This window comes from Paenibacillus sp. VT-400 (genome assembly GCF_001029205.1).
Taxonomy (GTDB): Bacteria; Bacillota; Bacilli; order Paenibacillales; family Paenibacillaceae; genus Paenibacillus; species Paenibacillus amylolyticus.
On the sequence record NZ_LELF01000067.1, the window covers coordinates 111,149 to 135,074 of the forward strand.

17 protein-coding genes are annotated in these 23,926 nt (G+C 49.1%); 15 read left to right on the forward strand and 2 right to left on the reverse strand.

Going from position 1 to position 23,926, the window contains the following annotated elements; translation table 11 throughout:
* Positions 1–24 precede the first annotated feature (24 nt).
* From EL84_RS11195 to EL84_RS11205, 3 genes are read left to right on the forward strand one after another with little or no spacing between them, the layout of a single operon-like run.
* A complete protein-coding gene (locus EL84_RS11195; protein ID WP_047841753.1) occupies positions 25–1,404 on the forward strand; it encodes an alpha/beta hydrolase-fold protein in 1,380 nt (459 codons plus the stop codon).
* A complete protein-coding gene (locus EL84_RS11200; RefSeq protein WP_047841754.1) occupies positions 1,401–2,819 on the forward strand; it encodes a hypothetical protein in 1,419 nt (472 codons plus the stop codon). Before EL84_RS11195 ends, EL84_RS11200 begins: the two co-directional genes overlap by 4 nt.
* The gene (locus tag EL84_RS11205; RefSeq protein ID WP_047841755.1) at positions 2,813–4,192 is read left to right on the forward strand and encodes an ANL family adenylate-forming protein; all 1,380 of its coding nucleotides are present in this window, start codon (positions 2,813–2,815) and stop codon (positions 4,190–4,192) included. The genes EL84_RS11200 and EL84_RS11205 overlap by 7 nt, the downstream gene beginning before the upstream one ends.
* A gap of 337 nt (positions 4,193–4,529) precedes the next feature.
* On the opposite strand, the gene EL84_RS11210 is transcribed toward EL84_RS11205, so the two are convergent.
* Both EL84_RS11210 and EL84_RS11215 read right to left on the reverse strand, forming a co-directional pair.
* A complete protein-coding gene (locus EL84_RS11210; protein ID WP_047841756.1) occupies positions 4,530–6,302 on the reverse strand; it encodes an alpha-glycosidase in 1,773 nt (590 codons plus the stop codon).
* Positions 6,303–6,525: 223 nt separating this feature from the next.
* Positions 6,526–7,107, reverse strand: a complete 582-nt coding sequence (locus EL84_RS11215) for a hypothetical protein (RefSeq protein ID WP_047841757.1) — start codon at positions 7,105–7,107, stop codon at positions 6,526–6,528.
* Between the two features lie 425 nt (positions 7,108–7,532).
* Between EL84_RS11215 and EL84_RS11220 the strand changes: the two genes are divergently transcribed.
* From EL84_RS11220 to EL84_RS11275, 12 genes are all read left to right on the forward strand, one after another.
* Complete coding sequence (locus EL84_RS11220; protein WP_047841758.1) at positions 7,533–8,546, forward strand: ABC transporter substrate-binding protein; 1,014 nt, start codon at positions 7,533–7,535, stop codon at positions 8,544–8,546.
* Between the two features lie 97 nt (positions 8,547–8,643).
* On the forward strand, positions 8,644–9,657 hold the full coding sequence (locus tag EL84_RS11225; RefSeq protein WP_036606207.1) for a FecCD family ABC transporter permease: 1,014 nt from the start codon (positions 8,644–8,646) through the stop codon (positions 9,655–9,657).
* Entirely contained in the window at positions 9,654–10,697 is a 1,044-nt protein-coding gene (locus EL84_RS11230; protein WP_047841759.1) for a FecCD family ABC transporter permease, read from the forward strand. Before EL84_RS11225 ends, EL84_RS11230 begins: the two co-directional genes overlap by 4 nt.
* A 13-nt stretch (positions 10,698–10,710) precedes the next feature.
* Positions 10,711–11,532, forward strand: coding sequence for an ABC transporter ATP-binding protein (locus EL84_RS11235; protein WP_047841760.1), 822 nt, complete (start codon positions 10,711–10,713; stop codon positions 11,530–11,532).
* 579 nt (positions 11,533–12,111) lie between these two features.
* Entirely contained in the window at positions 12,112–13,122 is a 1,011-nt protein-coding gene (locus EL84_RS11240; RefSeq protein WP_036606210.1) for a hypothetical protein, read from the forward strand.
* 172 nt (positions 13,123–13,294) lie between these two features.
* The gene (locus EL84_RS11245; protein ID WP_047841761.1) at positions 13,295–14,650 is read left to right on the forward strand and encodes a diaminobutyrate--2-oxoglutarate transaminase; all 1,356 of its coding nucleotides are present in this window, start codon (positions 13,295–13,297) and stop codon (positions 14,648–14,650) included.
* Between the two features lie 11 nt (positions 14,651–14,661).
* Positions 14,662–16,077: an MFS transporter gene (locus EL84_RS11250; protein ID WP_047841762.1), complete on the forward strand. Its 1,416-nt coding sequence runs from the start codon at positions 14,662–14,664 to the stop codon at positions 16,075–16,077.
* Positions 16,055–17,842, forward strand: a complete 1,788-nt coding sequence (locus tag EL84_RS11255; RefSeq protein ID WP_235431608.1) for an IucA/IucC family protein — start codon at positions 16,055–16,057, stop codon at positions 17,840–17,842. The genes EL84_RS11250 and EL84_RS11255 overlap by 23 nt, the downstream gene beginning before the upstream one ends.
* Positions 17,817–19,796, forward strand: coding sequence for an IucA/IucC family protein (locus EL84_RS11260; RefSeq protein ID WP_047841764.1), 1,980 nt, complete (start codon positions 17,817–17,819; stop codon positions 19,794–19,796). Before EL84_RS11255 ends, EL84_RS11260 begins: the two co-directional genes overlap by 26 nt.
* Positions 19,793–20,569, forward strand: coding sequence for an HpcH/HpaI aldolase family protein (locus EL84_RS11265; RefSeq protein WP_047841765.1), 777 nt, complete (start codon positions 19,793–19,795; stop codon positions 20,567–20,569). Before EL84_RS11260 ends, EL84_RS11265 begins: the two co-directional genes overlap by 4 nt.
* Positions 20,566–21,963 carry a type III PLP-dependent enzyme gene (locus EL84_RS11270; RefSeq protein ID WP_047841766.1) on the forward strand — a complete coding sequence of 466 codons (1,398 nt, stop codon included), beginning with the start codon at positions 20,566–20,568 and terminating at the stop codon, positions 21,961–21,963. Before EL84_RS11265 ends, EL84_RS11270 begins: the two co-directional genes overlap by 4 nt.
* Complete coding sequence (locus tag EL84_RS11275) at positions 21,923–23,770, forward strand: IucA/IucC family protein (RefSeq protein ID WP_047841767.1); 1,848 nt, start codon at positions 21,923–21,925, stop codon at positions 23,768–23,770. The genes EL84_RS11270 and EL84_RS11275 overlap by 41 nt, the downstream gene beginning before the upstream one ends.
* Positions 23,771–23,926: the final 156 nt, after the last annotated feature.

Consider the following 23,926-nt stretch of genomic DNA (forward strand, 5'->3'; position numbering starts at 1 on the left):
GAGAAGAGAGGCGGTTGATGATCGTTGAGTACCCATTCTGTCATCGAATGTTTGGAAGGCATTCAGGCATCGCGGCTGGACAATATCCGCAACATTTATGTGTACCTCCCGCCCGGTTACCATGAGCAGACAGCTCGGCATTATCCGGTTTTGTACGTTCATGCGGGGCAACGGGCTTTTGGTCCATCCGGGCCAGGCAATGAAACATGGAATATCGACCAGGCAGCAGACGGTCTTATTTCCTCCGGGCAGATTGAATCACTGATTATTGTCGGCATTACGCATGTCCGTCCAGTCACGCACAACGAATTCTACCACTTCATTACTCCTGAGAGAGAGGCCGTGAGTGTGGGGTGCTCAGGCATCGCCTATGAACATTTCATCATTCATGAGCTCAAGCCGATCATTGATCATCGATATCGGACGCTACCGGATAAGTCGAATACCGGGCTGTTAGGTTCATCTGCCGCGGCGCTTTGTACATTGCACATGGGGATGCGAAATCCGGAGGTTTTCGGAAAACTGATCATGATGTCGCCATTCTATGTGGATGTGCAGCTGGACGAAACATCGGAGAGCGGGCTGTTGGAAGAAGACATGTATCGCTTGCTAGAGGGGGTACCTGCCGTTCGAATATGGATGGATATTGGAGATACGGAAGGTCTGTTTCTGCCTTCTCAGGTCAGAAGGGTAGCTCATCAATTACTTGAACGCGGAGTAGGATCGGATGAGGAATTGGCATTTCTGGAACAGCCGGGTGCCTGTCATCAGGAAGGTGACTGGGGAGCGCGCATTCACCTCCCGTTACTGTACATGTTCGGCCACGTGGGTAAGCCCTCCTCGCTCGAACTGCTTGGAAGGGATGTCATCGGACTACAGGGTGGAATGACTGTGTGTATAAATGCACAAATGCACTACGAGAGTGGGTTGGTTCAGAGTTTGCTGCATGGGAATTATACTTCGAGTGACCCGAATATACTTCAGGTTCATGCGAGTGGAAAGTTGGTTCCTGTCGGTATTGGAAGTGCATCCATCACGCTTACTGTGGGGGAACTGTCTGCTACACGCATCTACACTGTCGTTCCTGAAATGTCCACTCATGTGGAAGTCTGCATTCGTGCAGAGGTAGCTCCAGACGAAGACTCGGGGGAAACGATATATGGTGGGATGGGCATGAAGCTTGTCCGTTCTGGTAAAGGCCGATATGAAGGTAGTTACCGAGTCCCGCGTGATAGTGGGTTCTCCTTCCGGTTTACACGTGGTTTCCGTCGTTTCGAGACCGATGTGGATGGCAAACCTATTGCCAATCGGGTATTTCGAGCGACAGATGATATGTCTGTGCATTACCTAATCCAATCCTGGGGCAGTACGTCAGCCAAAACGGGAACAGGAGGCCCAAAATGATCATTCCTTCATTCGCTCCAGTGCTGGACATTCCCTATTATTATCCCTGCAATTTTCCTCTGATTCATGAAGTGCTCCATCGACAAGGATCCATCACAAGTCTTGCACTGCTGGCGGCAAGTCGGTTGTACAGCCTTCCTTCGTGCGGGGATAACGGACTGGTGAAGCCTTATTTTCACAAACTGGATTATGCAGAGCCGATCTGGGAGATGTATGGTCAGCGACAGCTGGACAGCTTCGAGGAAGGCAAGACGCAGATCCGGCAGCATATTGGCGAAGGTGGGCTTTTTTTGGCTACAGGAACCAGTTATCACCTGCCTTACTGTGAGGATTATCAGAATCCCGAGTACATTCGCAAACATGTGAAGCAGGGCTCTCGACTACATCTGGTAGACCATTGGATTGCTGTATATGGTTTGGAAGATGAGCATGTTCACGTCTACGATCCCGTGCCCTCCAAGTATAAGGGAAAGGTTACTCAAAGGGCCTTTCATGATTTCTGGAAAGGAAACCAAAGCATACCCGAGCTTGCTCAGGCGAAGCGCAAAGAAGAACTCCGAACGTTTGGCACCATGGATATTCGGGCGACTGTGAAGCTGGACTCTGACGGTTACCGAGACATGTTGATCCAAGCGTTAACAACGCAGATTGAGGAATTTCTGACAGGCAGGACGATTACGCAAGGAGATCGCAATTATCATTTTGGACATGCGGTGTCTCTGCGGCTCTTAGGTGCATTGCATGGAGCGAATGAAGGGGATCTGGCCAATGAAATGTTAATATCGGGTCTGCTGTTTGATATGCGATGGAGTCGATATTTTCTTCGAGATCTTCTTCAGGAGTCTGCCTTATGGCTAGGTTCTCCACTTGATCAATATGCGAGAGAATTCAGCGAGATCATTGTACGTTGGGAGAAGGCCTATAATATGCTTCAGGTCAGTCGGATAAAGCAGCGTGAGCAGTGGAAAGTACAGCTAACAAGTGTAATTAAAATGTTGGTCACCGATGAATGGCAATGGTATGAGTCACTTCGACAGTCCATACCTCAGGCAGATTGCTTCCCACGTCAGGCCGTGTTGATGATTGGACAAGAACACAGGGAGGATTTGCTCCGTATCGTATTGGATAGTTGCCGGGAGTTAAACGCGTACCATAATACAACGATTCCACTTGGTGAGGGTGGTAACGCTCCACTGTACGGACGAAGTGGGCAACTGGATTCGCTGGAACTCGTGTCATTGCTTGCAGTGGTAGAGCAGGGAATCGAAGATCGATGGGGGACGGGGATGGGAGCCGCACTGGCGGAGATGGCTGCTGCTTCCATGCCGGAAAGCCCATATCAGACCGTGGGTTCACTTGTTGATTATCTCGCACAGCAATGGGCGCCTGCCGGTAAGGGGGATGCAAGATGTTGAACCAATTCTTGCTTGAACGATTCGCGGAACAGGGACAGCAACCTGCGCTGATCTGGAAAGATCAGGAGTACAGCTATCGGTGGCTGCTGGAACAGGTTGGCATCATGAGTAAGTGGATTACAGCAGAAAAGCTGACTGGGCAACTTGTAACGCTGGAGGAAGATTATTCTCCCTATGCAGCGGCAGCATTGGTTGCTTTGCTCGGACAAGGGTGTATCGTGCTCCCCATGGATCGGAACCTGGTTGAAGCCAAACGAGAGGAATATATCCAGCTGGCACAGGTGAAGTGGCGTTTGGACGTTGAAGGAGGCAAGTTGTGTATTCGGCAAACGTGTGAATTATCTGGAGAGGTTCCTGTGTTGTTATCCTCGCTGGCACAAGAAGGCGTAGGCGGACTTGTACTCTTTTCATCCGGATCAACCGGAGTGAGTAAAGCGACTGTGCATCGTGCAGATCGGCTGTTACATGGTTTTCGGCGGCAGGTTCGGCCTTTGCGAACGATTCCTTTTATGATGTTTGATCATATCGGCGGTGTGAATACCATGCTGCAATCTCTGTCCAGTGGGGGTTGTCTCTGTATCATTGCAGATCGATCTCCCGAAGAAGTGTGCCGAACGATTGAGACGTTTCGTGTGCAGGCTCTTCCGGTCTCTCCAACATTCATGAATCTGTTGCTGCTGGGCAGAAATGATGAGGGGTATGATCTGTCGAGTCTCGAAGTTGTATCATACGGATCGGAAGTGATGCCCGAATCCGTACTGGCAGCCTGGAACCGGAGATTTCCACAACTAAGGACGATACAAGCCTATGGTATGTCTGAACTTGGCATTCTGCCAACCCGCTCCAAAGAGCCAGGCTCGTTGCTGTTTTCCATTCAAGACGAAGGGGTCAAGTATCGGGTGGTGGAAGGAGAATTGCAGATTCACACGGAAACCGCGATGATTGGATATTTGAATGCACCTTCACCTTTTACAGAGGACGGGTGGCTGCGAACAGGCGATGAAGCTGTGCTGGAGCAGGGTTACATTCGTATTCTGGGACGTCGTTCCGAGATCATTAACGTAGGGGGACGGAAAGTGTATCCTGCCGAGGTCGAGGGTGTTCTGGAAGAGATGGAATGTATCGAAGCGGCCGTAGTTTCGGGAGAACAGAGTGGTATCACGGGTCAGAGGGTGAAGGTGACTATCCGGCTGGCTACAGAGTGTACTCTCACCGATCTGCGGCGATCCATCTGGGAATATTGTCGGGACAAGTTACCTTCATACAAGATTCCGCAGAAAATCGTAATTACACAGGGAGCGCTTGTAAGCTCAAGAATGAAGAAAATACGAAAACCAATGACTTCGACACCCTTCGCCTCGGCTGGGAAATAGGTCGCAGCCTCAAAGAGTTTCACCTTGCTTTAATCGGTATCGCTAACGAACCTCAGACATCGTATTGAGGGGATAATCAAGAAAAGTAAAACCTAACGAATCTCAGTAACGTTATTGCTTCAAAAATACGGCTTCTGGTCTCGAAAATCGACCTATTGGACGAAATAAGGTCTCTCTGATTCGTTAGGCATTTAACCCAGGTATAATGAAGCGAATAAGGTGTGCTGGGTTCGTTAGGATATGAGGTATAAGATACAGAAGAGGCTGTCCTTGGTCGTAAATATGACCTGGAGGACAGCCTCTTTGAAGTTATTTTCCCTTGTTAGCTGTATTTATCTCAGGCCTCAGCTGGCTGTTTAACCTCAAGTTGCATCAGGGAGAATCCGTATGCTTCCAGATCGAGGGTCAGTTTGTTTTGCCGAGCTTCCACGGTGTTTGATGTGAACAGATTTCGCCAGATGTTACGATCTCCCAAGGGGAGTTCAAGGGTGCATGGTTCATCACCCGCATTAAGAACAAGAAGCATGCGCTCTCCCGTATGCGAATCCAATCGTTCGATGGCAAGACAAGGGTCTCCGGCTTTTGCATATACAATCTTCAGTTCCGTGCTGCGCAGGGCAGGGTGCTGTTTGCGAAGGGAAATCGTACGGGTGAAGAATTCCAGAAGCTCGCGATTCTGCTTGCTCTCATCCCACTCCATACACTTGCGGCAACCCGGATCATATACCCCATCAAGTCCCACTTCGTCTCCATAATAGATACATGGGACACCTGGATACGTAAGCAGCAACGTAACGGCAAGTTTCATCTTGCGTTCGTCTCCATCACACAAGGTCAGCAGTCTGGGTGTATCATGACTTCCGAGCAGATTGAAGGCCGCTTCGGTCACAGGTTGTGAATAGGCTGCGAGCAGTTTGCCGATCTCATTTGCGAATCCAAGTCCATCGAGCTTGCCATGCACCGTATAGTCCAATACCGAGTTGGTAAACGGATAATTCATCACGGCATCGAACTGGTCTCCCTGAAGCCACATGAGCGAATCATGCCAGATCTCACCGAGCAGATAGGCGTCAGGTTTAATGGCTTTTACCGTCTGACGGAATTCGCGCCAGAACTGATGATCCACCTCGTTGGCTACATCAAGCCTCCATCCGTCAATGTCCATCTCCTCAATCCAGAAACGTCCTACCTCTAATAGGTATGCCTTCACTTCAGGGTGTTCCGTGTTCAGTTTCGGCATGAGCGGTTCAAAGGCAAAGGTGTCATAAGTCGGTATGCCATCCTCCACACGCGGTGGCCAGTCCTTGATATAGAACCAATCTGCGTAGGGGGAAGAGGGACCATTCTTCATGACATCGACAAAAGGAGGGAACTCTCTGCCGGAATGATTGAATACCGCATCCAGAACAACGCGTATGCCGCGCTGATGACAGGCGTCCACGAACGCCTTGAACTGTTCATTGGTTCCAAAGTGAGGATCAACCTTCATGTAATCGCCTGTATTGTATTTGTGATTCGTCGTGGCTTCGAACAGCGGACAGAAGTAAATGGCATTGATGCCAAGCTGACTTATATGATCCAGATGATCCAGCACACCTTGGAGATCGCCGCCAAAGAAGTTCACTGGTGTAGGCTCTCCTCCCCAGGGTTCAGCATTTTTGGGACTGAGGGATGGATCGCCATTGGCATAACGTTCAGGGAAAATCTGATAAAACACAGCGTCCTTAACCCAGGCAGGCGGTTCAAAAATGTCGACCGGATTCATAAATGGAAAATCAAAGAATTCGAGTGGATGATCAGGCAGCGCCTGCTCGAATCCGCGCTCCGTCATCCAGACCGATTCCTCTCCTTGAATCAGTTGGAAACCATACCGTAATCGGCGATAGGGAGGTGAAGTCTCAGCTTCCCAATAATCGAACATTTCATCCCGGGCAAAGATTTGCATAGGGATGTGTGTGATCGTCCGATCCCAGGCATATTTGTCTCCCGTAATCGCAATCACCGCATCCAGGTCCCCACGTTTGGACCGAAGTCGGAGGTGCATGGTCGAGCGGTCATACGCATAGGACCAATTGAGTTTGGGGCGATGGTAAACGGCTTCAAGAATCATGTAAATCACTCCTCGTCAGATGATGAAATTCAGATAAAAGTGGCCATTAAACGCAAAAAAAGGCACAACCTCAATTGTTCACGAGGTTGTACCTTTCGGCAGCATAGCCTTTTGATTATAGTGCTATTATACGAACTAACGCAGCAAAAGAAAACACTTTTTTTCCTTAAATTTCAAATTGTTTTATTCGAAATGTAGGACGCATATCTGCAATTACTGTTTTTTATAAATCAAATCCAAGTTTATTGGCGTATGCAGAGAATTCTTTGTGAAATTTCTCGATATTTTTCTTGCCGGTAGCAATTTTGGCATTGGCTTGTTTCAGGACAGCGCTGTTTACCGTTGTTTTGGAGACAGATTTTTTAGCGAGTTGGAATCCTTCCAGCTGTGTATAGCTACCTTTGATCAAGTTGGCATGGATTTTTTGCAATTCCGCATTTTGCGGTTTGATCATCTTCAGCTTGGATACATATTTGGTGTAGTTAGGAATCGCTGTATTGGTCAGTTTCAGGAAAACGGACTTGCGATTGGATGATGTGATGTAAAATCCACCTCCCAAAGCATTGAAGGCTCTCTCCTCATATACCGATGCCATATCCAACTGATCAAGGTAGCCCAGGAAATCTTCTTCTTCGACTGTAGGGATCGGTTCTTGTTCTGACGTGTCAATTTCTTCATAGTATTCGTCTTCCGAATATGTAGTGGTTGAGTCATCCGCAGCAGCGGCATAGGACCCTACAGGTGCGAACACCCCGCCGAGCAAGACAAAACTCATAATGATTGATAGTACCCATGATTTCTTCACGTGTTAATATCCCCTATCTATAGATGTGATTTTATTCCAATGGATAATCTAACATAGTACAACAAGAAATTACAGGAATTGTTTTACAGTAAATTCATCAGTCAAACGCATATGAATGAATAATGAGTCACTAGCAAAAAGGACATGTATTAGATGAAACTAAAAGTAAAAAGAGAGATTTGTATATTTCGTAGGTAAGAAAAAAATTACATATATGGTTTGTGTGGAGGCGTATTGTATCGATATATATTGTATTGGTTTAGTTAATTTATCTTTATTTAATGTTGTTTTATGAAGTTACAGAGTTCGACAGGAAGTGAGAAGTTTTTCCAAATAAAATGCTTGTATAATGATTTCATCTCCATTACAATACAATTGATAATGAGATTCAATATCAATTAGATAAAAAAGGGGAGACGGATTTCATGTATAAAGTAAAGAAAAAGCTATACATTTATGCAGCACTTATTCTGATGATTTCATTACTTGCTGGTTGTGCTTCGGGTGGAAGTGCCGAGACAACGAATACGTCCAGCCAAGCTGCAAGCAGCAATGAGAGCAATAATGAAAGTGATACAACTGCCAGTGCGACTGAAGATCAGACCCGAGTGATCAAACATGCCATGGGCGAAACCACTATCAAGGGAACCCCGCAAAAGATCGTGACACTGTTCCAGGGTGCGAATGATGTCGTTGTTGCACTTGGCGTGAAACCGACAGGCGTGGTGGAATCCTGGGTTCAGCAGCCAGTCTATGAATATCTGAGAGCAGATCTGGACGGAGTTCCACAAGTAGGACAGGAATCGCAACCCAATCTGGAAGAGATCAACAAGTTGAAACCCGACTTGATTATTGCTACGAAGATCAGACATGAAGAGATCTATGAGCAACTGTCGCAGATCGCACCAACGGTAGTGACGGAGACGCTTTTTGACTGGAAAGAAACGGTGAAAACTGTTGGGGAAGCGATGAATAGGGTTGAGCAATCGGATAAATTGTTGTCTGATTGGGATGGCCGTGTAGCTGATTTTAAAGAGAAAATGGGGGATCGTCTGCCAATTGAAGCAACCATCACGAACTTTAGAGCTGATCAAGTTCGTATTTTCTACATGGGATATGCAGGTAAGATTCTGAATGAACTTGGGTTCACCAGACCTGCCGGACATGACGCAGACACATGGGGAGTTGAATTGACTTCCAAAGAAAACATTCCAGATATGAATGCAGACATGATCTTCAACTTCAATTCAGGCACAGAAACAGATGCCATTCAGAAAAATTATGATGATTGGACCAGCAGTCCACTGTGGAAAAACCTTGATGCAGTCAAGAACAACCAACTGGTTCAGGTCGATGAAGTGGCCTGGAACATGGCAGGTGGATACACATCGGCCAACATGATGCTGGACGATCTATATAAGCAGTTCAACCTGAACTAACTAACAGGAGCAGGACCTGCCATGCACCAGAACATTCGTTAACGAAGTGTATGGGCTGGCAGGTCTTTTATCATTTTACAGATGAAAGAGTGAGAGTATGTTTCCCCTTTTTACAAAGGCAAGCGCCAAGATCTATGGACTGGTTGGTTTATTCATATTACTTCTACTTGCTTGCCTAGCCAGTATGATTCTGGGACGTACGCATATCACGTTTCAGATGGCATGGGAAGCACTGCAATTCTATGACGAGAGTTCTGTGGAACATGTGGTTCTGCTGACGGAACGGTTGCCACGTACAGTTATTGCTGCTGTTGTAGGAGCAAGTTTGGCCGTGGCGGGTGGGCTGATGCAGGCATTGACACGTAACCCGCTGGCATCACCGAGTGTGTTCGGAATTAATTCTGGTGCGATCTTTTTTATTGTTATTGCCATTGTTGTATTGTCCGTATCTTCGCTCACCACCATGATGTGGTTTGGTTTTGCAGGGGCTGCTGTAGCCGCGGCAATTGTATATGGGCTAGGTTCCCTCGGTCGTGATGGCCTGACACCGATCAAGATTGTACTGGCGGGGACGGCAATCTCCGCGTTATTTGCCTCGTTCACACAGGCCATTCTGGTGCTGGATGGAACCGGATTGCAGGATGTACTGTTCTGGCTTGCCGGTTCAGTAAGTGGTCGGACATTGGATATGTTATATCCTGTTCTGCCGTACATGACAGCCGCAGCTATTGTCTCTTTGTTCATGGGCAGAGCCATCAATCTGCTGTTGACGGGTGACGATATCGCCAAAGGCATGGGACAGAATGTACTTCTAGTTAAGGTGCTCATGGGAATTGTTACGGTATTGCTGGCGGGTGGTTCGGTTGCCGTAGCCGGTTCGATCGGTCTTGTCGGACTGGTTGTCCCGCATATCATGCGTGCACTGGTGGGAAATGATTACCGCTGGCTCGTTCCTTACTCTATTGTAGGGGGAGCGATTCTGCTGCTGTCCGCGGATGTGGTGGCAAGGTTGGTGATCATGCCGCAGGAAGTTCCACTCGGTGTCATGACTGCACTGATTGGCGGACCCTTCTTCGTGTATATTGCCCGCAAGGGGGTGACGAAGATATGAGGAAGGTGTTGACTTTTCGCAACAAAAAAGACACTGTCTCAGTGCAAATGGAACGCAAATCATTACTTGTCATCGGTATATGTATCCTCTTGTTCCTGATGGCAGGAGTGGTCGGTACCAGTGTAGGCAGTGACTTTATTTCTCCGCTGGATGTGCTCAGAACGATATTTGGTCTGAATGCAGGAGAGCATGACTTCGTCGTGCTGACCTTAAGACTGCCACGGGTGTTATTATCTCTGCTCGTAGGAGCAGCCCTCGGTATGTCAGGCGCACTTCTGCAAGGCATTATCCGTAATCCGCTGGCCTCACCGGATGTCATCGGCATCACCGGCGGCGCGGCCGTTGCAGCTGTAGGTTTTGTTACATTGCTGGGCGGAGCGGTGAGCATCAAGTTGTTACCACTGTTCGCCATTGTCGGTGCGCTTTTGACGGCGTTGATAATCTACGTGCTTGCCTGGAAAAAGGGAGTCAGTCCGATCCGTCTGGTGCTGATCGGGATTGGAGTGTCAGCCATTACCGGAGCTGGAACGACCTTTATGCTGATCCTGAGTCCGTTCTACACGGCAGGTCAAGCCTATATCTGGCTGACAGGAAGTATATACGGAGCATCGTGGACCGATGTCCAAACGATTTTGCCAGTTATCGTAATTGTTATACCGCTGGCGATCTGGTTCGCCCGTAGCCTGAATGCACAGGAGTTCGGGGATGATCTGGCCACAGGGCTGGGTGTAACTGTACAGCGACATCGTTCAGCGTTGTTGTTATGCAGTGTACTGCTGGCGGGAATCGCCGTTGCGGTTGCCGGAACCATTGGTTTTGTAGGCCTGATCGCTCCACATATTGCCCGAAAGCTGGTTGGACGGATGTTTGGCAGTATGCTGATTGTGTCTGGACTGGTTGGTGCTCTGCTTGTATTTGCGGCAGATCTGATTGCCCGAACTGCCTTTCTACCGCTGGATGTTCCCGCAGGGGTATTCACCGCAGGCGTAGGCGCACCGTTTTTCCTGTATCTATTGTTCAAGAATAGAAATCAGTTTTGAGGAGGAGAGAGCTGTGAGTATTCTGGAAGCCAAGGAGCTTACGATCTCCTATGGAGCAGATCCCATTATTGAAAATTTGAACCTGACCATTCCCAAGGGACAGATTACCGTCCTGATTGGCAGCAACGGCTGTGGTAAATCTACGCTGCTGCGTACGATGGCCCGGTTGCTGAAATCCAGCTCCGGTTCGGTGCTTCTGGATGGCGAAGAGATTGCAAAGCTGCCAACCAAGGAAATTTCAAGACGCATGTCCATCCTGCCACAGGGCCCGACCGCTCCGGAAGGCTTGACGGTGAAACAACTGGTTAAGCAAGGACGTTATCCACATCAAACATGGCTGAAGCAATGGTCTCGTGAGGATGAGCGTATGGTCAAGCTGGCACTGGAATCCACACATCTGACAGAACTCGCGGATCGACCTGTGGATGCATTGTCCGGTGGACAGCGTCAGCGTGCCTGGATTGCGATGACACTTGCGCAGGGTACCGAAACGCTGCTATTGGATGAACCTACAACCTATCTGGATATGACACATCAGATTGATATCCTCGATCTGTTGTTTGAGTTGAACGAACGGGAAGGACGCACGATTGTTATGGTACTTCATGATCTGAATCTGGCATGTCGGTATGCGCATCACATTGTGGCTGTTCACAACAAGTCGATCTACGCAGAAGGTAAACCGGAAGATATTGTTACACAGGAGTTGGTCCGTAAAGTCTTCCAGATGGAGTGTGAGATTGTGGTTGATCCACTGTTTGGCACACCAACCTGTATCCCACATGGACGGGGAAGGAAGCTGAATGGAGAACAGCGTTATACACAACTGGCTTGAGGATCAAAAAGTCCGTTTTTGATTCGTTTAATAGTTATTCAAAACTCCACATCAACTCCATTGTATGATCATGCAGATGACAAATTAGGCAAGCCGTTGGTAAAACCATGTCCCAGGCTTGCCCGGTTTGTTGTGCCTATTATTCGATAAAAGCATACCTGCATAGACTCAAACCTACACTGAATTAAATCTTATTTTTCCTTAAAAGTTTATTATTGACAATATAACTCGAATTGCCATAAAATAGATTTTATATGATATTGATAATCATTATCAATATTGAATTACAATAAAAATTGATGAAGGTATGAGCAATATAAGTTGAATTCAAATTTCACACGTTAACGGAGGGGGTAGAACAGATCTGAAGAAGCGGAGCTACAAGCTTTCTGCAAGAAAGCTGCTTCGTAAGCATAAGCTTCGCCTTTATCACCGGATTTCCCCTTTGTAAAGGGATTCAAAAAAATCTGGGGATAACAGCGATCGGAAGATGGTTCTGACCGCGCAGTGATTTCGTGTAAAAACAGTATTCAACTTATATAGGAGCGAGTACCTTCATTCGATCGAGGAGGATTTTCAGTGTTTCCGAAAGGGATTCATAATCTGCAAAACCGACTCATTATAAGCAAAGCGAGAGAAATGGGCATCACCTGTGAGCCACTTCTTGAGGGATGCGAAGATTTCCTGAAGCTGTCTGTAGGGGACCAAGAGATCATCATTAACAAAACCAGATCTCATCGTCTGCCGTTAATCGCTGGACTGCTCGCGAAGAACAAGCAGGCATGTAATATGTTGTTGCATGAACAGGGCATGCCTGTACCATCATTTATCGTGATCCCGGAGATGGGAAGTGAAGCAGTAGCTTTTCTGAATAGATACGGCTCTATTGTAGTGAAACCGCTGGATGCGAGCAGCAGCATGGGCGTGACGCTGGATGTGCGTACTGAAGAAGAACTGGAGACAGCCATTCATCTTGCGAGTGTCCACGGCAGCAGCATTATGTTGCAGCAATATGTGACCGGGATCGATTACAGAGTGCTGATCATTAACGGTGAAGTGGCGGCTGTGAACCAGTATCGGCCTGTCTATGTTGAGGGAGACGGAACTTCAACCGTTCGGGCGTTAATTGAGCAGTTGAATCAGGAACGAATCGAGATGACACCCATTGGCGAGTATGAAGCGTTTCCCGAGGTTAATGCAGAAACGGAACGACTGCTGGAGGTATTACATGCACAAGGGACAACACTGGATGAAGTTCCTGCCGCGGGAAAAGAAATCGAGTTATACAATCTCCGCAATTCTGCCGCCGGAAAAATCAGTGAATTCTACAAGGATTGTACCGAAATCATTCATCCCGAAAATGCCCGGATGATTATTCAGGCGGCAAAGACTCTTCAGATCGATGTAGCAGGAGTCGATGTTCGTTGTCGTGATATCCGCACCCCGATCTCCAGAGATCTGGGAGGCATCCTGGAAGTGAACGCCTTGCCAGATCTGACACACCACGTCTTTCCCCATGGTGGAACAACTCGTGATGTGGTTCGGTTATACCTGGAATACCTGTGTCAGGAGCAACCTGAATATAAATAAATATAGCCTATAACAACGTATAGATGACAATATATGACGGATAACGGATACCATCATTTAATTCGGACCTCACCATGATTTTGAACCAATACCAGGTCATATGCAAAATGTAGAACAAGAATCACAGGCAGCAGGTTCAGCCTGAATCGATTATAAGGAGCGTTAGAGGGCTATGTCAGTAGAGGTGCAGACGGAATATCTGAAGATGCAAAATGAGAAGGAATCCAATGCAAGATCGTACCCGAGACATTTCCCGCTTGTCATTAACAAGGCCCATGGGGTGAAGATTACCGATACGGAAGGCCGCGTATTCTACGACTGCCTGGCTGGGGCAGGAACATTGGCGCTGGGGCATAACCATGACACGGTGGTCAACGCCATTCGCGATGTTCTCGATCAGCAGATTCCACTTCATACACTGGATCTGGCAACACCGCTGAAGCTTTCATATATGCAAGAACTATTCTCCATTCTTCCGGCAGAGATGCGAGACAAAGCCAAAATCCAGTTCTGTGGTCCAACCGGAGCGGATGCGGTAGAAGCAGCCATTAAGCTGGTCAAACATGCAACAGGTGGCAAGTCTATTCTTGCCTTTCAGGGAGGTTATCACGGTTCGACCCAAGCGACAATGTCGATGAGTGGCAACCTGAGCAAGAAACAACATCTGCAAAGCCTGCTGCCCGATGTTCATTTCCTGCCGTTTCCTTATGAATACCGTTGCCCATTTGGTGTTGGTGAAGGCATGACGGCCCGGTTAAGCGCACAGTATATCGAGAACCTGCTCGATGATTGCGAGAGCGGTATTGCGGCACCGTGTGGGGTCATTGTGGAGACGGTGCAGGGTGAAGGCGGGGCGATTCCGGCAGACATTGAATGGCTGAGGGAGCTGCGTCGAATCACAGCAGAGCGAAATATTCCGCTCATCATCGACGAAGTGCAGACAGGCATTGGACGGACAGGCCGGATGTTTTCATTTGAACATGCCGGAATCATACCCGATGTAATTGTCTGCTCCAAAGCAGTTGGCGGAAGTTTGCCGATGTCTGTTGTCATCTACAAAGAAGAGCTGGACCAATGGCAGCCTGGTGCACACACAGGCACGTTCCGTGGCAATCAGTTGGCCATGGCTGCGGGACTTGCTACACTTCGATATATTCGGGAACAGGATGTTTTACACAATGTACATCTGCGCAGTGATCAGTTCATGAATCAACTGAATGCAATGAAAGAGCGGTATGCAGAGATTGGTGACGTGCGAGGCAGAGGACTGATGATTGGTGTTGAGGTGGTTGATCCAATGGGACGCAAGGATCGTCTGGGACATTATCTGCCTAATGGTGCGCTGGCTGAGTCTATTCAGCGTGAATGTTTCAAGAATGGATTAATTGTGGAACTGGGCGGGCGTCATTCAGCTGTTGTTCGTTTTCTGCCGCCGCTGAATATTACGGAGCAAGAAACGAGTGCAATCCTTGCGATCTTTGAGAAATCGGTAGCTGAAGCGATTGCCTTAGCAACGGCCGCATGCTGAAGCTTTCTCTGATGAAGAGGCATGCAGTATTATTCGCGATTCTGATCGGTGCTTTTTCGCTGGTGCTGACCAACAGTGCATTTAACCTGCTGCTGCCTTATTTTGTGCAATACTATCAGATCTCTACGACAGCAGGCGGGTGGATTATCGCGCTGTACATGCTGGCTATGACGTTAACGATGCCGCTGGCTTCCCTGATTGTGGACCGACTGGGGCGTAAGCAGACGTATATGTTGGGGATCAGTATCTATGGACTGTTCTCGGTAGCAGGTGCGTTGTTTTATCACTCTATTGAGGTACTGTTGCTGGTTCGTTTCATGCATGGCGTTGCCGCGGGGCTGATGATTCCGTTATCACTTGTGTTGCTGTTTGATGTATACGGACCGGAGGTACGAGGGCGAATTACCGGAGCGTGGGGCTTGCTGCTTATGTTGGCTCCGGCTGCCGGGCCTACGCTGGGTGGATTCATCATTCAGTATGGACGGCTTGAAATGCTGTTCTGGCTCAATGTGCCACTGGCTATATTCTCGTTGATTGGCTGCGGTCGAGTCATTCAGACCTATATCCCTGCCCGCAGGAAAAAATGGCATCCAACCAGTGTCATGCTGCTCATCTGCGCGGTAGGTGCCCTTAGTCTGGGGGTACAGTTGTACGCAAGTCCTGTCGTGGCAGTATGGGTACCTTGGATGCTGATTGCGCTCGGTGTGGTGCTGCTCATTCGTTTTGTCCAGACAGAGAACGGTCGCAAGGAACCGCTGATCCGGTACCAGTTGCTGCGGCGTAATGCCGTCTTTCCGCTGACCGTGCTGATCTCGACCATTCAGGATTGTGTCATGTTTGGCGTGATCTTTACATTGCCACTATTGTTCCAGGACGTCTTCCACCTGTCACCGGCCCTGTCCGGTGCACTGTTCATTCCCTTATCGATCTGTACAAGTCTGTTCATGTGGATTGGCGGCAGCTTGCTGGATCGCGGTCGGTCCATACATTTTATCGCATGGGGGACGTTGCTGGTGTCGATATCGATCTTGTCGTTTGCGGTTCTGCCCCTGGGAGCATCGATCTGGATCATAGGGATGCTCATGGCATGCCGGGGAATTGGCGTTGGCCTGTCAGGTATGAGCATCTCTGCGATTGGTCTGCAAGCATTAGCAGACGAAGACATGCACGAAGGGTCGGTGTTATCAACCACGATTGAGCGTCTGGCTTCTTCGTTTGCGGTGATGGGCTTGACCCTGTATTACGATATGCGTTGGCAATGGCTTGCCGGGGCAGGAACGTCCATGGAGATGGCAAAATGGGGAGCACTCAAAGAGATCTGTATCGGACTTGGCTGCGCCATACTGCTTACACTTCCCCTGGTCTTACTTATAACCCGAAAGAAGGTTGGCATCATTGTTCGAGATGGAAAACAAGCTCCGGTCTGAGGCTGAGCAGCAGGCCCATGAACATTCGTGCAAACTGCTGTTGAACTGTTACATCCGTGAGCTTGCGCTAGAGAAGGAAAGCGATATTCGGATCAATCCGAACACGCTGTCGTACACTGTTACTTTTCAAGCTAGTAGGGTGAAGGTGACAGGACGCTTGTCTTATTACTCTGCCATGGGGGAGCATGAATACCTCAGCATGGAATCTGGCGGGGAAACCGTTCATTATCGCGACCTGGTTCGCTGGATCACATCTGAGCTAAGCGGGAATGGGGAACAGGGAGCGAGTTCGGATCAACATGGAATGATGAAAAGTGTGATGGAAATGAAGCGTTCACTTGAGCTGGAGAATGTACATCCATTGGGTGAGAATATGAATCGTGTAGAGCTGGCGTATGCCAGAGATTTTGCACAAAAGGTTGATAACAGTGTGGGCAACCTTACGTTGTATATCGAACAAGCAGCCGGTCTCGACATCCACGATTATCGCACATCGGAACAGTCACTGTTGTATGGTCATCCGTTCCATCCGTTTCCGAAGAACTCCAAAGGCTTCAGCGAGCAGGATGTGCAGAAGTACAGTCCGGAGTTACGGACATCATTTCAACTCTGTTATATCGCCGTGAGGCAGGATGTCTACGTGCAGGAATGGGTCGATGACGAGGCGGCAATGGATTTGCAAGACTTACTGTGGAGCCATGTGGAGCCTATTTTAAAAGAAAAGAGTGAAATGTATGGGCTGCTGCCTGTCCATCCATGGCAATACGCGTACATATCACGATTGTCCGGGGTACAGTCCTATTTTCGAGATGAAAAATTAATTCTACTCGGTAGTGCGGGGCCTATCGTCTATCCAACTTCTTCGGTCCGTACAGTTTATGTTCCCGAATGGAACTGCAATATCAAGCTGTCACTGAACATGCAGATCACCAACATGATTCGCACTAACAGTGCTGAGCAGATGCGCAGAACACTGGATGCCTCCAAGTACGTCAGGCAGCATGACTGCTTCGGTGCTGAACCGAACACACATATTGCGTATGAGACAGGCGTAGCGACTTGTGCTTTTGAAGATGAAGAGTTAACCAGTCTGTTTACGATAGCTTATCGGCCCATTGAGTTTGATGTCGAGAATACGTATGTCTTATCCAGTCTGGTTGAAGCGCCGCTTCCTGGGATGCGGTCGAGACTGATGACGATGCTGGGTGGTGGACGTGACATTGCCGAGCGTTGGCTGGAACGTTATCTGAAATGTTCTCTGCTACCGATTGTACAGGCGGCGGGAGAGAAAGGCATTCATTTTGAAGCCCATTTGCAGAATACCCTTGTGACCTTAAAGGATGGGTTGCCTGTTGAGTTTATCGTCCGCGATCTGGAAGGGGTCAGTGTGGATGAGGAACTTATAAGTGAGCAGGATCGTGCAACGTCCGATTTATTATTTTATTCGCGAGAGAAAGCTTGGGCGCGGACATCGTACTATTTTATCGTCAATCATCTGGGGTCTCTGATTCATGCCATGGCGCGAGATGTGAACGTCCCGGAGGAGCATTTCTGGAAACAGGTACGTGAGGTCCTTGTGGAGGAACTGGAACGAACGGGCAATGCATATGTGCAATATCTGCTGACAACGGATGCATTTCTGGCCAAACAAAATTTGGTGAGTTGTCTAAGGGGGATCAGCCAGACCCCGGCCTACGTGCCGGTGAGCAATGTAATGAAACGAATGGGGAGTGAAGTGCGTGGGAGTCGTGGGATACAGGGCTGAAGCAGGCGGCAGGACAGAAGCAGTATACGTGGGTGTACAGGAACGGATCATGCGGCAGACACTGGAGGCAATGTGGTTCGAAGGCATTCTGGACAGTCATGTAAGTGGGAGCGAATGGCGAACCGAGGGACTTACATCTTCCGGCGATTCTGTGGCGTACACGTGTGAAGCCGAACGGAAGTTTTCATTTGGCCGGGTGAAGGTGAAGAAGGGTTCGATTCAAAGGGAAGGTGTACCCTGCACCGATCTGGATCTGTTTCTGGAGGAAATTGTGCTGAACGCGTTGAAGGGTGCAAATGTGACGGCTTTTATCCAGGAACTACTCGAAACGATGGCAAAGGACAGCCAGTGCCAAGCTATATTGCTCTTGAACATTCCGAATGAAGATCGGCATTATGATGCGCTTGAAAGTCACATGACCGACGGTCATCTGTACCATCCGAGTTATAAGTCGAGGTTGGGATTTTCTTTGAAAGACAATCTGGCCTATGGCCCTGAATTTAACTCGGAGGTTTCATTAGTCTGGGTTGCTGTGAAAAAAGATTTGGCTCAGACCGCTGTATCCGCAGGATATAGCTCTGAAGAACTGGTAGGGCAACATCTGACCGCAGAGGATATGCAGCGATTTCAACAGATCCTGCAACAACAAGTTCGAACGGACATGGGCGAGAACGTCAACGTATATGCGGCGAGTGTAGATCAGCTTGGGAGCAGTGCCGAGGTTGGTGAAATAACAGCTGTTCAAGATAGCTTAATAGGCTCTAGCGTTGGTAGCAATGACAGCAAGGTTGATGGGAAAATAGGTTCTAAGTCGGGTGATCGATATGTATTCATTCCGGTTCATCCATGGCAGTGGGAGCATCAGTTGGAGTCGGTATATGCCCGTCAGCTGATGGATGGGGACATCGTGTACCTCGGCCCATCGTCTTCGCCTTATCGCGCGCAGCAGTCGATTCGTTCACTCTCGAACCGGATGAATCCAGAAGCCCCTTACATCAAACTGGCCCTCAGCATCACCAATACGTCGAGCACACGTATTCTGGCACAGCATACGACCCAGAACGCACCGCTGATCAGCGATTGGCTGGATGAACTTGTTCGTGAAGATGAGCTGTTGCAGCGGGTGCAGTTTGGCATTTTAAAAGAAATCATGGGACTGTCGTTCCGTTATGAGCAGTTGCCTGCAACGCAGTATGGACGGGCCTACGGTACACTCGGAGCCATCTGGCGAGAGAATGTATCGGTTCATCTGAAGCAAGGTGAGACGGCGTGGCCGCTGAATGCGCTGATGTTGGTGCAGCCGGATGGTGTTCCATTTATCCAAGATGCTGTAGAGCGACATGGTGTGGAAAAGTGGAGTGAGGCCCTTGTTCGCACAGTTACATTGCCGATTATCCATCTGCTCTATGCACACGGGATTGCGCTGGAATCTCATGCCCAGAATATCATTTTGGTACTGGAAGATGATCTGCCCAAACGAATCATTATCAAGGATCTGCATGATGGTGTCCGCTACGTACCGGATCAACTGATGTATCCGGAACGGGCACCGAAGCTGAACCCCGAGCCTGAAACCCATCGCAAGTTCAATCGGTATTCCTTCATCTATGCGGGAGATGTGTCGGAAGTTCGTGACTATACGTATGACGCATTCTTTTTTATCTGTATGACAGATATTGCGCTGGCTTTGGAGAAGTTTGGTCTGTCGGAGGAAGCGCTCTGGCAGCTGTGCGCAGGTGTAATTGTGGATTATCAGCGAGAGCACCCGGAGTACACGGATCGATTCGCTGCATTTGACCTTTTTGCCGAAGATGCACTGATCGAAGAGATGACCAAGCGCCGTCTGTATGGGGATGGAGAGTTATATTTCCGCAAGGCGAGCAATCCGCTCAAGATATCAAGGGATGCACTTGAATCACAGGGAACACCCGAATTAAAAGGAATCGCCAAATGAGAATTAACACGCTGAAGGAAAAAATTGCACGTAAACAGCCGGTTTATGGCCTTTTTGTATCGATTCCTCACCCGGTTATCATCGAGATGATCGGACATGCGGAATATGATTTTGTCATTATTGATTTGGAACATGCCGCAACATCGATGGAATCGGTGGAAGAGTTGATCAGGGCGGCGGAACTGGTCGGCCTAACCCCGTTGGTACGTATCTCGAAGGTGGAGCGAGCGGAGATTCTTAAAGTGCTGGACTGTGGCGCACAAGGCATCGTCATTCCGCATGTCGAGCAACTGGAGCAGGTGGAGGAAGCGGTTCGTTACGCCTACTATCATCCGGTTGGTATGCGGAGCTTGAATAGCGGTCGTCCCGGTGTGTTTGGGAAATATCCGCTCACTGGATACATTGAGGAAGCGAACGAACAAGTGATGGTTGTACCCATGATCGAAAGTGTGGAGGGCGTGCGGCAAAGTACACAGATTCTGTCTCACCCTCAGGTGAGTTTTGTATTGGAAGGGGCAGCGGATCTGTCGCAATCCCTCGGTGTGCCATGGCAGACAGAGCACCCGGATGTGAGACGTGCACTGGATGAATTGCATACTACCGCTCGGCAGTGCGAAGTACCTTATGCAACGGTCACCAGAGGTGTGGAGGATATGTCGCTCTGGACTGAGCGGGGAGTACATATATACGTGCTTGGTGATGATCGGAATACGGCGTTTCGGGCGTATGCCCAAAAACGGAATGACTACAGGAATGCGGGTGGGCAGATATGAAACCTGGTGTATGGCATGCAATAGATGAACTGCAACGAGGGATGGAAGAACCGGTATGTGCGTATGTATACGATCTGGCTGGCATTCAGGAACAGATACGTCAGATGTTGGACAGCATGCCTGGAAACACAGAATTGTTCTACGCCATCAAGGCGAATCCTGATCCGCGAATCATTGAGGCATTGCTTCCATTGGTGAAGGGTTTTGAAGTGGCTTCAATTGGAGAGCTGCTGAAGGTTAGAGCGGTAAGTCTCGAGGTTCCAATTCTGTTTGGAGGTCCGGGTAAAAAGGAGAGCGAACTGAGGCTGGCGATCGAGCAGGGCGTGAGCTACATCCATGTGGAGAGTCTGTTGGAACTTCGGCGCATCATTGCGATTGCGAAAGAGAGGGCGATGGAGCAGGAGCAGGAGAGCAGGCAGAAGCAAGAATGGGAGCAGTACCCGGAGCAGAGATATACGCAAGCATACGGCGAGGAACTGATGCAAGGCCTGAATCAAGAACATGAGCCGAAACACAAACAACAACAGGGTCAAGCGCAGGAGGTTCGCATTCTGCTCCGAATCAATCTGCGAAGCAGTACGTTACCCCGGACGAAGATTGTCATGGGCGGTGGGCCTAGTCCATTTGGAATCGATGAAGAGGCGGTGGAAGAAGCCATTGAGCTCATTCGTGTGGAAGGCGCGGGTGTGGTTCGGTTAAGCGGGTTCCATTTTCACTCCTTGTCCAACAATATGGATGCAAGGCTGCACGCCGAGATGATCGAGCTGTATTTGCAAAAGGTGGAGCAGTGGCAGCAGCAGTATGATCTTCCTGTGGAAGTGGTGAATGCAGGAGGCGGGTTCGGCGTGACTTACGACGGCAGCCCCGGATTCGACTGGCCATTGTTCACTTCCCTGCTGGAGCAAAGTGAAGCCAGACAGCGCCTTATTTCACACGGAGGTCAGCTGTATTTTGAATCGGGTCGACTACTGGTGGCAGACCACGGGTATTACGCTGCAGAGGTTACGGACATCAAAACCTCTCATGATCAGTATTTTGCCGTGTTAAGGGGAGGTACGCACCACAATCGTCTGCCTGCTTCATGGGGGCATAACCACCCGTTCCAGATTATGGCGACGGACCGTTGGAAACACTCGTTTGTCCGTCCAGAGGTAAGAGGTCGTCGAGTCCATATCGTAGGTGAGCTATGCACACCCAAGGATCGCATGCATTCCGATGCGGAGGTAGCGCTGCTACGGGTAGGAGATATTGTTTTGTTTGAAAAGTCTGGGGCTTATTGCTGGACCATCTCGCATCATGATTTTCTGGGGCATCCGCACCCGGCATTCCATTATCTAACGGAGGACAATAATCATGTCAACACTGATGAAACGTTCCAGTCTGCAAGCCGCTGAACGCCGGATTATGGCGGATCTGATGAATTCATTTTTGTCGGAGCAATTATTCCCACTGGAGGATCACCCATTCATTGATTTTGCCGAAGCACCTGCACCGTTCCGTCGATTGTACAAGGGATATGACAGCGAAGAGCATAATCAGAATGTAGCTTCTCGCTATAGATTGCACACTCAAGGTATACTCTGTCTGGTTGAAACAGGAGTAAGACAGGGGACTCAGTGGGTTCAGGGTTCACCGATCTACGAGGAGAAAACTGATGGAAGCTGGGTTCTCCTTGATACTCCGGCAGAAGTTGGACGTGCGGTGTTACAGAGGGCTTTGTCGGATAAGGCCTATGCGCAGCCTGGGGTGGCGGAATTCCTGGTTAGTCTGGACATTGCTGTGGAGCAGTATGCTCTGGGCTGGGAACAAGTCCAGTATCTGTCGGCCAACGTCCCGGCGTCTGCTTATGAATGGTTTATCAAAGGTGAGCGGGTTGCTGCATTGCGGGATCGTCCATTTCACCCATCGTCCAAAGCCAAGGTGGGATTCAGCGCAGAAGATGTAACACGGTATGCAGCAGAATTCGGGAAGGCGATTTCGCTGCGCTGGGTGGCTATACGGCTGGATGCCGTGCAGCAAGGGTGTGGAGAGGGATTGTCCATTTTGGATGTGTTAGATGATGTTCAGCGCGGAGTGATGGAAGCCGAGTTTGCTCGAAAAGGGATTACGTTGTACGAATATCTGCCGATGCCTGTTCATCCATGGCAATTGCAGCATGTGATTCTGCCTCGCTTCACGGGAGAGATCGAAGAAGGCAGCATTGTCGTATTGGACGTAGAAGTGGGCGACGTACAGGCAACATCCTCTCTACGCTCGATGGCTCCATCAACTGAATCCACCTTAATGCTCAAGCTACCGGTTAGCGTCCTGTCTCTGGGGGCTGCTCGCTATCTTCCGGTGGTCAAGCTTCTGAATGGTCTTGCTGGTGAACGGATGCTACGACAGGCCGTTGCTTGTGACGAGACGTTGAAGGACAAGGTGTATATGTGTGAAGAGCAGAACTGGTGGGGCTTTATGCCAGAATCCATGGGACTGTTCGATGATCATCCCCGCCATCTGGCTGCACAGATTCGTGTGTATCCCACTGAGTTGTTGGGTGATGCTTACAAAGTAATCCCAATGGCCACACTGGGTGTGAATCTGGAAGGGCATCATCTATTAACGGAGATTCTGGGGGATAACCTGAGTAGCACGGATGTCCTCTACTTTTATACCAGCATAGTTACAACGTTTTATGATATCGTGATGCGCCTGTTCAAGGTGGGTGTTGTACCTGAGATTCATGGTCAGAACTGCTGTCTGGTGTTACGGGATAATGAGGTAAAAGGTCTCTTGTTCCGCGATCATGATTCGGTGCGTTTGCATCAGCCTTATCTGGACAAACATGGCATTGCAGACCCTGCCTACCATATTCGACCTGGCTACTCGAACAGCCTGTATAACGAGACGATCCAGAAGCTGATCTTTTATGTGCAGTCTTTGGGGACGCAGGTGAATCTGGCTGCGATCATGGAGGCACTTAGCGAGGTGTATCACATCCCGGAAACGAAGTTATGGGAGATCACGGAGCAGGCTTGGAAGGAAGCGCTGCAACATGTGCAGCTTCCCGAATCCGACCGGGCCGCGCTTGCTCATGCGATATTCGAGAGCAAGGAGTGGCCCGTGAAGTTAGTTGTCCGTCCGCTGCTTGAAGCGGAGGGGGTGCCTGGCGCGATGCCATCGGGCAAAGGCATAGGGTGGAACCCTTTTTACAAGGGATAGAGGTTAAGTATTGTTGGTGCAGGAGTGTATAGAGAAGAAGTAGCTTACTAAAGGACAGAACAGAGAAGGTGACTCGGCTGACGGGTTGCCTTTTTGGTATGTTGACATCGAAAGTTACAATGCTTGGAGGGAGTAAAACGTTCATCATTATGGCTA